The following is an 11697-nucleotide window of genomic DNA, read 5'->3' on the forward strand; positions in this document are numbered from 1 at the left end:
GCCCGCCTGTGCGATAAAAGCTCAGGAGACAGGGCCATGACCGACAAATTCGACCTCAATCACCCCGCCTTTAAGGACGAGGAAGCCGCCAGAAAGTATCTGGAAGCCTCCCGCTGGCCGAATGGCGCGGTCTGCCCTCATTGCAAGTCAGGCGACCATGTGAAGCCCTTAGAGGGCAAGTCCATGGGACCGGGCTGGTATCACTGCAACGAATGCCGCGAAAAGTTCACCGTGCGCGTTGGCACCCTGTACGAGCGCTCGCATATTCCGCTGCACAAGTGGCTCTTGGCGACGCATCTCCTGACGGCCTCCAAGAAAGGCATGTCAGCGCATCAACTGCACCGGATGCTCGGCATCACCTACAAGTCCGCATGGTTCATGGCCCATCGCATCCGCAAGGCGATGGAGGACGTTTACAAAGGCCCCATGTCCGGCGAAGGCGGCGTGATCGAGGCCGATGAAACCTACTACGGAAACACGTCCAAGCGCGCCAAGGGCTACCGCAAAGGCCACCGCCACAAGTCGTCAGTGGTTGCCCTTGTTGATCCGGCTACGGGTCATGCCCGCGCCTTCAAGGCGAAGCGCGCCACATCCGAAACCGTTCGCCATATCCTTGTGACCAACGTGTCGCGCGATGCCGCGCTCGTAACCGACGAGTCGCACCTTTATCACAAGGTAGGCGCCGAATATGCGATGCATCAAACAGTGCTTCACGCTGGCCGCGAGTACGTCAATAAGGACGGCTTCACCACCAACCACGTCGAAAACTTCTTCGGCATCTTCAAGAAAGGAATGGTTGGCGTTTATCACTTCTGCGGTGAGCAGCACCTACAGCGTTATCTCACTGAGTTTTCGTTCCGCTATACGCACCGCCATGTAACCGATGGGGAACGTGCAGCCATTGCCCTGAAAGGTATCGAAGGCAAGCGGCTGACGTATCGTAGCGCTAACTAAGCCTCGCTCGAAAAAGCAGATCAGGAAGCGGTTTTTGGCTTGGAGGAGGCGCCTTTCTTCCGGGGACTCTTAGCCTTTTTCTTTGTAGGTTTATGCGGCTGGTGGGGCGTGTTTAGGAACACCTCCACCACCCTCTTGAAGCCCGGCTCCTTTGTCGCGTCCTTAGCCATTTATCCGACCGTTATGCTGCCATGCCCATAGAACTCTTCCAGGGGCCCAGACTCAAGGTCGAACGGGCCAAACGCCATATCGGTGAACTCCATAAGCTCTGCGCCGACTTGATTCAACGAAACCCATACATCCTGTTCAGTGAGGAAGATACGAATACCAACGAGATAGTTATAAGGGTGCGCGTTAAAGAAGATGTCCCCTGTGCGTGGGGCACCATCGTCGGTGACATCGCCCACAACCTGCGGGCCGCCCTCGACCACCTCATCTGCGACCTTGTCGTTGCGAACGGTAAAAGCATCAGCAAGACGAACGGCTTTCTGATCACCGGAAGCCGAGAAACGTTTGAAACCTACCTTCCCAAAAAAATAGAAGGGATCAGTCGGAAAGCTGAACAACTGATCCGCCGGTTTAAGCCGTATCACCGAGGGCACGGCGATAAATTTGGTTGCTCCGTGCTCTATTTGCTCGACTGGTTGGACGACTTGGACAAACACAAGGGAATTGTGATGGTAGGGGCCGCAATCCCGGCTAGCAGGGTCAAGACCATATTCCCCGGCCACCGGGCGACCATTGGCGCCGATGGTATGGTCGATATTCGTCTGCCCGCCATGGGACGCCCCCAAATTATCTGCCCGCTCCAAGACAATGCAGAACTCTTCCGCATCGCCAAGGCGGGCCTTAAGCACCAGTTGGAGTTTGCCTTCACGGTAGCGGTCGCAGAGGCGCCGGTTTTCCAAGGTCAGCCGATTGTCAAAGTTTTGGCAGATGCCGCTAATTTCATTGAAAAGGGCATCAACGTCCTTGAACGTTATGCGCGCTGAGGCACGGCCCCGGTTCGGAATATATTCGCCCGACATGGGCCAACCTCATGGTTGGCACTCATATTCTTGGCTAAATCACCGGCCTGTCACGCTATTCACAGATAGACGCCGGAATTTGTTCAGTCAAGTATATAAGTGCGAATAAAATCCACAATGTCTTTCCGCTCCGGTCCGATATCAGCCGGGACGGGGAGACGGTGGAGCGCCGGGAGGCGCAGCCCCCCACGCCAAGGGGGGCGCGCGCCTCGCGGGCGGGACTCGCAACCCCGCCCGTGTGAGATCGCCGAAAGGCGGTCGACGGCGCGCGGAACGGACCCTCGCAAGGTCCGTTATGGGGCCTCGCAACCCCCTGGCGCCTCCCGGCGCTCCATTTCCCTTTCGGGAAACGGAAAAGGGACACCGGCGTACCCCGCGCCGCAAACAACAGGGGCAGCGGAGCGTTGGCTAACCCCTGTGCCCGCGAAGGCGGGGACCCATATCGGATGGCCGTGGCTGTGGGCGTGCCCGGGACCGACCATGAAAGGCGGCGGAATGACTGTCAGGAAAGGGCTGTTATAAGAAGCCCTCGAATCTGATGAGACATCTTCATGCACGACATCAAGTGGATCCGGGAAAGCCCTGAGGCCTTTGACAAAGGGCTGGCGCGACGGGGTCTTGCCGGCGAGGCGAAAAAGCTGATGGCGCTCGACGAAGCGCGGCGATCGGCAATCCTCGCCTTCGAACAGGCGCAGGCGGCGCGCAACGCCGCCTCAAGGGAAATCGGCGACGCCAAGAAGGCCAAGGATGAGGCGCGCGCGGCCGCTCTGATGGCCACGGTCGCGGAACTGAAGGAAACCTTGCCGCAGCTTGAGCAGACCGCCAAGGACAAGGAAGCCGAACTCAATACGGTGCTGGCGACGATTCCGAACCTGCCGCTGGACGAGGTGCCGGACGGCGCCGACGAGCACGGCAATGTCGAGCATCACAAGTTCGGCGTAAAGCCCGAACTCGCGTTCACGCCGAAGCAGCATTTCGAACTCGGCGAAGCGCTTGGACTGATGGACTTCGAGACCGCGGCGAAACTGTCCGGCGCACGCTTTGTGGTGCTGAAGGGCGGCCTCGCGCGGCTGGAACGCGCGCTCGCCCAGTTCATGCTCGATGTGCATACCGGCGATCACGGCTACACCGAAGTCAATCCGCCGATCCTGGTGCGCGACGACGCGATGTTCGGCACCGCGCAATTGCCGAAATTTCGCGAGGACCAATTTCGCGCAGGCGAAGATTTCTGGCTCATCCCGACCGCCGAAGTGCCGCTCACCAATCTCGTGCGTGAGGCGATCACCGACGAAGCCGAACTGCCGCTGCGGCTCACCGCCTGCACGCCGTGCTTTCGCGCCGAGGCGGGTGCGGCGGGCAAGGACACGCGCGGCATGATCCGCCAGCACCAGTTCACGAAAGTTGAGCTGGTCTCGATCACGACGCCGGAGCAGTCGAAGGACGAGCACGAAAGAATGCTCTCCTGCGCGGAGGAAGTGCTGCGCCGACTTGGCTTGCATTATCGCGTGATGACGTTGTGCACCGGCGACATGGGCTTCGCGTCGCAGAAAACCTATGACATCGAGGTCTGGCTGCCGGGCCAGAACATGTATCGCGAAATCTCAAGCTGCTCGGTCTGCGGGGATTTCCAGGCGCGGCGCATGAATGCACGCGTTAAGGGGAAGGACGGCAAGAACCGCTTCGTGCACACGCTGAACGGCTCCGGCGTCGCCGTCGGCCGCGCGCTGATCGCGGTGATGGAGAATTATCAGCAGGCCGACGGCTCGATCGCGGTCCCGGAGGCGCTGCAGCCCTATATGGGCGGCGTGAAGGTGGTTGGGAAAGCGAAATGAAGGCCGTGATGTTTCCGCAGTCGTCATGCCCGGCCTGGTGCCGGGCATCCATGTCCTTCTTGCCGAGCATCAAGACGTGGATGGCCGGGACATGCCCGGCCATGACGAAGGAGAGTCAATAACGTGCGCATCCTTGTCACCAACGACGACGGCATTCATGCGCCGGGCCTGCAGGTGTGCGAGGAGATCGCGCGCGCCATTTCCGCCAATGTCTGGGTGGTCGCGCCGGAAACCGACAATTCCGGCGTCTCGCATTCGCTCTCGCTCAACGATCCGTTGCGCCTTCGCCATGTCGATGGCAACCGCTTCGCGGTGAAAGGCACGCCGACCGATTGCGTCATCATGGCGGTACGGCACCTGATGCCGGAGGACGAGCGGCCCGATCTCATTCTCTCCGGTGTCAATCGCGGCCAGAACGTTGCCGAGGATGTCGGCTATTCCGGCACCGTCGCCGGCGCGATGGAAGGCACCGTGCTCGGCATCCCTTCGATCGCGCTGTCCCAGGCCTATGGTCCCGGCAATCGTGACAATCCGCCCTGGGACACGGCGCGGCGCTTTGCGCCCGACCTCATCCAGCAGATCGTCGCCACCGGCATTCCGAAGGATGTCTTCATCAACATCAATTTCCCGGATTGCCACGCCGACAGCGTGCAGGGCGTCGCGGTCACCTGCCAGGGCAAGCGTGACCAGCAATTGCTGCGCATCGATCCGCGCTTCGACGGCCGCAACAATCCGTACTTTTGGATCGCCTTCGCCCGCAAGGGCAGGCCGGGACATGTCGACGGCACCGATCTGTCGGCACTGGCCAACAACCGCATTTCGGTGACGCCGCTGCGCCTCGACATGACCGATGAGCCGTTCATGACCAAGCTTGCGGAAGCCTTGGGCTAGGATCAGACTGGCGACTCAATCGGCCTCATCCTGAGGAGTTGTAGGGTGGGCTGAGTGTAGCGAAGCCCACCACGTCACGGTGAGCGCGGCTTGGTGGGCTCGGCGCTACGCGTCTTGGCCCACATTACGATCTGGAAGAATGTGGCATGCGCGCGGCGCGCGAAAAACACGACCGCATGGAATTCCTGCTGACGCTGCGCAAGCGCGGCATCGGCGACGCGGCGGTGCTGCGCGCGATGGAGGAGGTGCCGCGCGAATATTTCGTCGGCCCCGACATGACGGAGGCGGCCTATTACGATCAGGCCTTGCCGATCGCCTGCGGGCAGACCATCAGCCAGCCCTATGTTGTCGCCTATATGACCGAGCAGCTCGGGGTGCATCCGCATGACCGGGTGCTGGAGATCGGCACCGGGTCCGGCTATCAGGCCGCGGTGCTGGCCAAGCTCGCGCGCGAAGTTGTCACCATCGAGCGTTACCGCACGCTGGCAGACACCGCGCGCAAGCGTTTCGATCAGCTCGGCATTCGCAATATCGAGGTGCTGACCGGCGACGGCTTTCTCGGCGCACCCAATCACGCGCCGTTCCAGCGCATCATTGTCACCGCGGCGGCGGAGGACATTCCGCAAACCCTGGTCGATCAACTTGCGGTGGGCGGCGTCATGGTGCTGCCGCTCGGGCCGCATGGTGGCCCACAGCAGCTCGTGAAGCTGACCAAAACGGAGGAGGAGGGGCTCAGGCGCGAGGATCTGATCCTGGTGCGCTTCGTGCCGATGGTACCCGGGAAGGCAAGGGAGTTGTAAGCCCTCCTCCGTCATTCCGTTAACGTTTACGGACTCAATTCCCTTAAAACCTTATTTACTCCATCGGTGTTAACTCGACTTGGTGTTGTCGCGTACCGAGTGAGTTGTACCCATGCGTTCTCACGTCGAGCTCGTTCGCTCGTCTTCGTGGACCCGTCTCGCCGTCATGGCCGCGCTTGCGGCAAGCACGGCGGCCTGCAGTTCCGAAGTCAACCGCTTCAGCGACAATAATACCTTCTCCAACCCGTTCTCGAATTCCGCGCGCAGCCAGCCGGCGCAGCCGAGCTACGCGCAGGCGCCGGCCTCGCGGGTTGAATCGCAGCCGCTGCCGCCACAAGGCGGCTACCAGCAAAACGGTTATCAGCAGGGCGGCTACCAACAGCCGCCTTATCAGCAGCAGAGCTACAGCCAGCCGCTGCCGCCACCGCCGCAAAACCGGAGCTATGCGAGCACGCCGCAGACGCGCCCGGCCAATCCCAATCCGCGTGTGGCTTCGACCGGCCGCGCGACCAATGCCTCCTACGGCGACGTGACCGGCTCGGTCTCACGGGCGCCGGGGGCGGGTAATGGCTGGAGCTGGGAAGGCGGCACTGCAGTGACCATCGATCGCGGCGACACCATTATGAGTCTGTCGCGTCGTTATGGCGTGCCGGCCGCGGCGATCACGCAGGCGAACGGGTTGTCAGCCAATGCCCAGTTGCGCCCCGGCCAGCGGCTGGTGATCCCGAAATATACCGGCGGCGCTTCCTCGGCGCCGCGCGCGGCGGCCGTGCAGCCGCAGGCTGATCCCGTCACCACGGGCAGCACGCGCGGCAATGGCGGCCAGTTCGTCCATGTCATCAATCCGGGCGAGACGCTGATGGCGTTGTCGCGGAAATATCACAAGTCGCTGGGCGAGATCGCGCGCGCCAACAATTTGCCGATCAACCATCGCGTCCAGATCGGCGAGCGCATCATCATTCCGGGCTTGCGCGCCAACTATTCACAGGTGGCTGCAAGCACGCCGCGACCGGCGGTTACGGCCCCGCAAGTGCGGGCGGCGCCGGCACAGCCGCAGCGCATGGTCTCGGCCGAGCCGCCCGCGCAGAATTCGGCGCGCGTGGTGACGCCTGCCGCCAGCAATCCGGAACCCGCCAAGGCTGCTGACGCCGACGAGCCGACCGGCGCCACCGGTTTCCGCTGGCCGGTGCGCGGCCGCGTCATTGCCGGCTTCGGACCCAAGCCGACCGGCCAGCAGAATGACGGCATCAATCTCGCCGTGCCGGAAGGCACGCCGGTGAAGGCCGCCGATGACGGAACAGTGGCCTATGCCGGCAATGAGCTGAAGGGCTACGGCAATCTGGTGCTGATCCGCCACGCGAACGGTTATGTCACGGCCTATGCGCATGCCAGCGAGTTGATGGTGAAGCGCGGCGACACCGTGAAACGCGGGCAGGTGATCGCGAAATCCGGCCAGACCGGCAATGTCTCCTCGCCGCAACTGCATTTCGAAGTGCGCAAGGGCGCGACCCCGGTCGATCCCATGCAGCATCTCGCCGGCGCGAGCTGAACGAATCTGAATTCGTCGTGGCCGGCTTGATCCGGCCATCTGCGTCTTTGGACGCCTCCAAGCGAAGACGCGGGTGCCGGCGCAAAGCCGGCCATGACGGATTATGTCAGCCGAGCTTGACGCCCGTCCGGCCAGCCACCTCCTGGATATATTGCCAGGCCACGCGGCCGGAGCGCGAGCCGCGCGTGGTCGACCATTCCAGCGCCTCGCGCCGCATATCGTCGGGCGCGACCGGAATCTTGTAGTGCTTCACATAGCCTTCCACCATCGCCAGGAATTCATCCTGGCTGCATTTGTGGAAGCCGAGCCACAGCCCGAAGCGGTCCGACAGCGAGACTTTTTCTTCCACCGCTTCTCCGGGATTGATTGCGGTCGAACGCTCATTCTCGATCATGTCGCGCGACATCAGATGCCGGCGGTTCGAGGTGGCATAGAGGATCACGTTGTCCGGTCGGCCCTCGATGCCGCCTTCCAGCACCGCCTTCAGTGACTTGTAAGTCGTGTCCTCGCCGTCGAAGGAGAGATCGTCGCAGAACACGATGAAACGATAGGGTGCGCTGCGCAGCAGCGACATCAGCTCAGGCAGGCTTTCGATGTCTTCGCGGTGGATTTCGATCAGCTTGAGCAGGCCGTTCTTGGCGCCGAGGCTGGCATTCACTCCGGCATGCGCGGCTTTCACCAGCGAGGACTTGCCCATGCCGCGGGCGCCCCAGAGCAGGGCATTATTGGCCGGCAGGCCGCGCGCGAAGCGCTCGGTGTTCTCCACCAGGATGTCGCGCATGCGGTCGATGCCCTTGAGCAGCGACATCTCCACCCGGTTCACCTTCGGCACTGGCACCAGCCGGCTGCCCTCGGCATGCCAGACAAAGGCATCGGCCTTGGCGAAATCGGCGCTGCCCGCGGAGGCCGGCGCCAGCCGCTCCAGCGCGGCGGCAATCCGGTCGAGCGTTGCCGAATCGGGCAGGGCGCCGCCATTGGTCCGGCGTTTGCCGCCTTTGGCCGGTTTGGCTTTCGGCTGCGATTTCGGCCTGGCTTTCGGTCTGCGCATGGGTGGATGATTCCTCGCCGGCTCCCCTTAGCGGGGCCGGAACAGCCCTGCAAGACAGTCATTTCAGGGGTTACGACAAGCCTCCTGCGGCGCCGGGCGAAGTTGCTTTTGAGCCCGTGGCCGGTATAGTCCGCGCCGCTTTCGGTCGCGGCGGATCGCGCCGGACGACACGCTCACAAACAGAGGCCGTTCGATGCTGATCACGCCTGCTTATGCCCAATCCGTCGGTGGCGACGGCGGCATGCTGATGTCCCTGCTGCCGTTCCTCCTGATTTTCGTGATCATGTATTTCCTGATCCTCCGGCCCCAGCAAAAGCGGGTCAAGCAGCATCAGGAAATGGTCAAGGCGCTGCGCCGCGGTGATACGGTGGTCACCTCCGGTGGCCTGATCGGCAAGGTCACCAAGGTCGTGGACGAGGAGCAGATCGAGGTTGAGCTTGCGGACGGCGTTCGTGCACGCCAGATGCGTCAGATGATTGCCGAAGTCCGCGCCAAGGGTGAGCCGGTCAAGGACGAAGCCTGATCTGGTCTGGACCGGGGCGGTCCATCCAGACGGCGCGTGGGCACCGTAACGGTCGAGGATCATGCTCTATATTTCGCGATGGAAGACGACGGCGATTCTGGCGACGGTGTTGCTGGTCTGCCTGTTCGCGGTTCCCAACCTTTTCCCCGAGAGCGTGGTGCAGAGCTGGCCGAAATGGGCGCAGCGCCACATCGTGCTCGGCCTCGACCTCCAGGGCGGTTCGCACATCCTGCTGGAAGTGGATTCCAATGCAGTTCGCAAGGAAAAGGTTGACGCGCTTCGGGATGACGTCCGCCGTGTGGTGCGCGAGAACAGGCTGGGCAGCCCCGCCGCTGCCACCATCCGCGGCAACAGTGTGGAATTTCGCATCCGGGACGGCGTCGATCCCAAGCTGGCCTTGCAGAAATTCCAGGAACTGTCGCAGCCGCTGGGTGGCATTCTCGCCGCCACGGGTCAGCGCAGCGTCGATGTGGTCGATGCCGGCAACGGCCTCTTTCGCATGACGGTCAGCGAGCCGGCTTTGGTCGAGCGCATCCGGCAATCGGTCGAGCAGTCAATTCAGATCATCGAGCGCCGCGTCAACGAACTCGGCACGGTGGAGCCGTCGATCGCGCGCCAGGGCGTCGATCGCGTGCTGGTGCAGGTGCCCGGCCTGCAGGATCCGTCGCGTCTGAAGGAATTGCTCGGCAAGACCGCGAAGCTGACTTTCCGCATGGTGGATCTGTCGGTGCCGGTGGATCAGGCGTTGCAAGGCAAAGTGCCGCCGGAATCCGAAGTGCTTTTCGGCAGCGCCGCCGAAAACAAACAACCTTACCTGATCGAAAAGCGCGTTGTGGTCTCGGGCGAGGACCTGACCGACGCGCAGCCGGGATTTGACCAGCGCACCAGCGAGCCCATCGTCACTTTCCGCTTCAACACCAATGGCGCGCGCCGTTTCGCACAGGCGACGCAGGAGAATGTCGGCCGGCCCTTCGCCATCATTCTCGACAACGAAGTGATTTCGGCGCCGGTGATCCGCGAGCCCATTCTCGGCGGCTCCGGCCAGATTTCCGGCAATTTCACGGTGGAGCAGGCGAACGATCTCGCGATCCTCTTGCGTGCGGGCGCATTGCCGGCGCCGCTGACCATCATCGAGGAGCGCACGGTCGGCCCCGGTCTCGGCCAGGATTCGATCGAGAAGGGCACCCGCGCCGCGTGGATCGGCTCGCTGCTGGTCATTGCTTTCATGTTCGCGACCTATGGCCTGTTCGGCCTGTTCGCCAACGTCGCCGTCGCCGTCAACGTGGCGATGATTTTCGGCGTCCTGTCGCTGCTGAATGCGACCCTGACGCTGCCGGGCATCGCCGGCATCGTGCTAACCGTCGGCATCGCGGTCGACTCCAACGTCCTGATCTATGAGCGCATCCGCGAAGAGGTGCGGGCGGGACGCTCGCCGATCAACGCGATCGATGCCGGTTTCCAGCGCGCGCTGGCGACCATCATGGATTCCAACATCACCACCTTCATCGCCGCCGCCGTGCTGTTCTATATCGGCACCGGGCCGGTCCGCGGCTTCGCCGTCACCTTCGGCATCGGCATCATCACTACGGTGTTCACCGCCTTCACGCTCACCCGGCTGATCGTCGCCACATGGGTTCGCTGGTGGCGGCCGCAAACCGTGCCGATCTGACGCGCAGACACAGACAGAGAAAAACCGTGCGTATTCCGCTTCTTCGCATTGTTCCGGACGACACCAAGTTCGATTTCATGCGCTTCCGGCGCATCAGCTATCCGGTGTCGGCGGTGCTGTCGATCATCGCCATGCTGCTGTTCTTCACGCATGGCCTGAATTTCGGCGTGGATTTTGTTGGCGGCACGCTGATGGAGGTGCAGTCAAAGACGGGTCCGGCCGATCTTGCGAAAATGCGCGCAACCATGGGCACGCTCAATCTCGGCGACGTGCAGTTGCAGCAATTCGGCAATGCCACCGACGTCCTGATCCGCATTCCGCAGCAGCCCGGCGGCGAGGGCGCGCAGCAAGAGGCGGTCGCGAAGGTGCGCAATGCCTTGGGCGACACCGTCGAATATCGCCGCGTCGAAGTGGTGGGTCCGCGCGTTTCCACCGAATTGCTGGCCTACGGCACCATCGGCCTGATGCTCGCTATCATGGGCATCCTGATCTATCTCTGGTTTCGGTTCGAATGGCAGTTCGCGCTCGGCGCCATGATCGCCAACGTGCACGACCTCGTGCTCACCATCGGCTTTATGTCGCTGACCCAGATCGACTTCGATCTGACATCGATCGCGGCCCTGCTGACCATTCTCGGCTATTCGCTGAACGACACCGTCGTCATCTACGACCGTATTCGCGAAATCCTGCGCCGCTACAAGAAGATGCCGATCGTCGACATCCTCAATGTCTCGATCAATTCGACCCTGTCGCGTTCGATCATCACCCACGTAACGGTGACGCTGGCCTTGCTGGCCCTGTTCTTCTTCGGCGGCCACGCCATCCACAGCTTCACCGCCACCATGCTGTTCGGCGTCGTGCTGGTCGGCACCTATACCTCGATCTTTATCGCCGCGCCGCTGCTGATCTATTTCGGCGTCGGCTACGGCCGCGAAGCCTCGACCGACGGCACGCCCGCGAAATTCGAGGCGGAGGTGTTCGCTCCCAAGAAGGCGGCGCCGGCCAAGCGCTGATCGCAGGTGAGCGCATCCGCGCAGCAGCCGCATTTCCCGAGGCCTGCCGAGATCGAGGCTTACGGCAGGGGTGGCTTTCGCTTCGCGGGCATGTCGCACCGCGGCTCACTGCTCTGCCTGCCGAGCGGCATCTGGGGCTGGCCGGTGATCGAGCCCGCGCAGATCGACGAGGCGTCACTCAGCCGTGTGTTTGCCGATGCCGCCGGCATCGGATTCTTCATTCTAGGCACTGGGCAAGCCAGGGTGCCGTTGGCGGATGCGCTGCTGTGGCGTTTCCGTGATCTCAGGATCAATGTCGAGACGATGACCACGGGGCAGGCGGCCAACACCTACAACATCCTGCTCGGCGAAGGCCGGCAGGTGGCCGCCGGCCTGATCGCGGTGGACTGA

At 62.5% G+C, this 11697-nt stretch carries 11 protein-coding genes; 9 read left to right on the top strand and 2 right to left on the bottom strand.

Annotated elements, in window-relative coordinates; translation table 11 throughout:
• The first annotated feature begins 36 nt into the window (after positions 1-36).
• Positions 37-954 carry an IS1595 family transposase gene (locus RO009_15975; GenBank protein MDT3686531.1) on the top strand — a complete coding sequence of 306 codons (918 nt, stop codon included), beginning with the start codon at positions 37-39 and terminating at the stop codon, positions 952-954.
• Between the two features lie 170 nt (positions 955-1124).
• Here RO009_15975 and RO009_15980 read toward each other — a convergent pair whose 3' ends face one another.
• The gene (locus tag RO009_15980; GenBank protein MDT3686532.1) at positions 1125-1982 is read right to left on the bottom strand and encodes a hypothetical protein; all 858 of its coding nucleotides are present in this window, start codon (positions 1980-1982) and stop codon (positions 1125-1127) included.
• Positions 1983-2533: 551 nt separating this feature from the next.
• Here RO009_15980 and serS point away from each other — a divergent pair.
• From serS to RO009_16000, 4 genes are all read left to right on the top strand, one after another.
• Entirely contained in the window at positions 2534-3814 is a 1281-nt protein-coding gene (gene serS, locus RO009_15985; GenBank protein MDT3686533.1) for a serine--tRNA ligase, read from the top strand.
• A gap of 123 nt (positions 3815-3937) precedes the next feature.
• Positions 3938-4705 carry a 5'/3'-nucleotidase SurE gene (surE, locus tag RO009_15990; GenBank protein ID MDT3686534.1) on the top strand — a complete coding sequence of 256 codons (768 nt, stop codon included), beginning with the start codon at positions 3938-3940 and terminating at the stop codon, positions 4703-4705.
• A gap of 146 nt (positions 4706-4851) precedes the next feature.
• Complete coding sequence (locus RO009_15995) at positions 4852-5505, top strand: protein-L-isoaspartate(D-aspartate) O-methyltransferase (protein MDT3686535.1); 654 nt, start codon at positions 4852-4854, stop codon at positions 5503-5505.
• A 112-nt stretch (positions 5506-5617) separates the two neighbouring features.
• Positions 5618-7054: a LysM peptidoglycan-binding domain-containing M23 family metallopeptidase gene (locus RO009_16000; protein ID MDT3686536.1), complete on the top strand. Its 1437-nt coding sequence runs from the start codon at positions 5618-5620 to the stop codon at positions 7052-7054.
• A gap of 106 nt (positions 7055-7160) precedes the next feature.
• On the opposite strand, the gene RO009_16005 is transcribed toward RO009_16000, so the two are convergent.
• Positions 7161-8102: an ATP-binding protein gene (locus RO009_16005; protein MDT3686537.1), complete on the bottom strand. Its 942-nt coding sequence runs from the start codon at positions 8100-8102 to the stop codon at positions 7161-7163.
• 193 nt (positions 8103-8295) lie between these two features.
• On the opposite strand from RO009_16005, the gene yajC reads away from it, so the two are divergent.
• The 4 genes from yajC (at position 8296) to RO009_16025 (ending at position 11697) form a co-directional block, all read left to right on the top strand.
• The gene (gene yajC / locus RO009_16010; protein MDT3686538.1) at positions 8296-8625 is read left to right on the top strand and encodes a preprotein translocase subunit YajC; all 330 of its coding nucleotides are present in this window, start codon (positions 8296-8298) and stop codon (positions 8623-8625) included.
• Between the two features lie 61 nt (positions 8626-8686).
• A complete protein-coding gene (secD, locus tag RO009_16015) occupies positions 8687-10294 on the top strand; it encodes a protein translocase subunit SecD (GenBank protein MDT3686539.1) in 1608 nt (535 codons plus the stop codon).
• A gap of 77 nt (positions 10295-10371) precedes the next feature.
• Entirely contained in the window at positions 10372-11307 is a 936-nt protein-coding gene (gene secF / locus RO009_16020; protein ID MDT3686540.1) for a protein translocase subunit SecF, read from the top strand.
• A 6-nt stretch (positions 11308-11313) separates the two neighbouring features.
• On the top strand, positions 11314-11697 hold the full coding sequence (locus RO009_16025) for an Mth938-like domain-containing protein (GenBank protein ID MDT3686541.1): 384 nt from the start codon (positions 11314-11316) through the stop codon (positions 11695-11697).

This window comes from Pseudorhodoplanes sp., from assembly GCA_032027085.1.
In the GTDB taxonomy this organism is placed as follows: Bacteria; Pseudomonadota; Alphaproteobacteria; order Rhizobiales; family Xanthobacteraceae; genus Pseudorhodoplanes.

Excerpts from the sequence above, each read along its gene's own strand:
- RO009_15975 (MDT3686531.1), top strand. The coding sequence starts at position 37 with ATGACCGACAAATTCGACCTCAATCACCCCGCCTTTAAGGACGAGGAA.
- RO009_15980 (MDT3686532.1), bottom strand. The coding sequence starts at position 1,982 with ATGTCGGGCGAATATATTCCGAACCGGGGCCGTGCCTCAGCGCGCATA.
- serS (MDT3686533.1), top strand. The coding sequence starts at position 2,534 with ATGCACGACATCAAGTGGATCCGGGAAAGCCCTGAGGCCTTTGACAAA.
- RO009_15995 (MDT3686535.1), top strand. The coding sequence starts at position 4,852 with ATGCGCGCGGCGCGCGAAAAACACGACCGCATGGAATTCCTGCTGACG.
- RO009_16000 (MDT3686536.1), top strand. The coding sequence starts at position 5,618 with ATGCGTTCTCACGTCGAGCTCGTTCGCTCGTCTTCGTGGACCCGTCTC.
- RO009_16005 (MDT3686537.1), bottom strand. The coding sequence starts at position 8,102 with ATGCGCAGACCGAAAGCCAGGCCGAAATCGCAGCCGAAAGCCAAACCG.
- yajC (MDT3686538.1), top strand. The coding sequence starts at position 8,296 with ATGCTGATCACGCCTGCTTATGCCCAATCCGTCGGTGGCGACGGCGGC.
- secD (MDT3686539.1), top strand. The coding sequence starts at position 8,687 with ATGCTCTATATTTCGCGATGGAAGACGACGGCGATTCTGGCGACGGTG.
- secF (MDT3686540.1), top strand. The coding sequence starts at position 10,372 with ATGCGCTTCCGGCGCATCAGCTATCCGGTGTCGGCGGTGCTGTCGATC.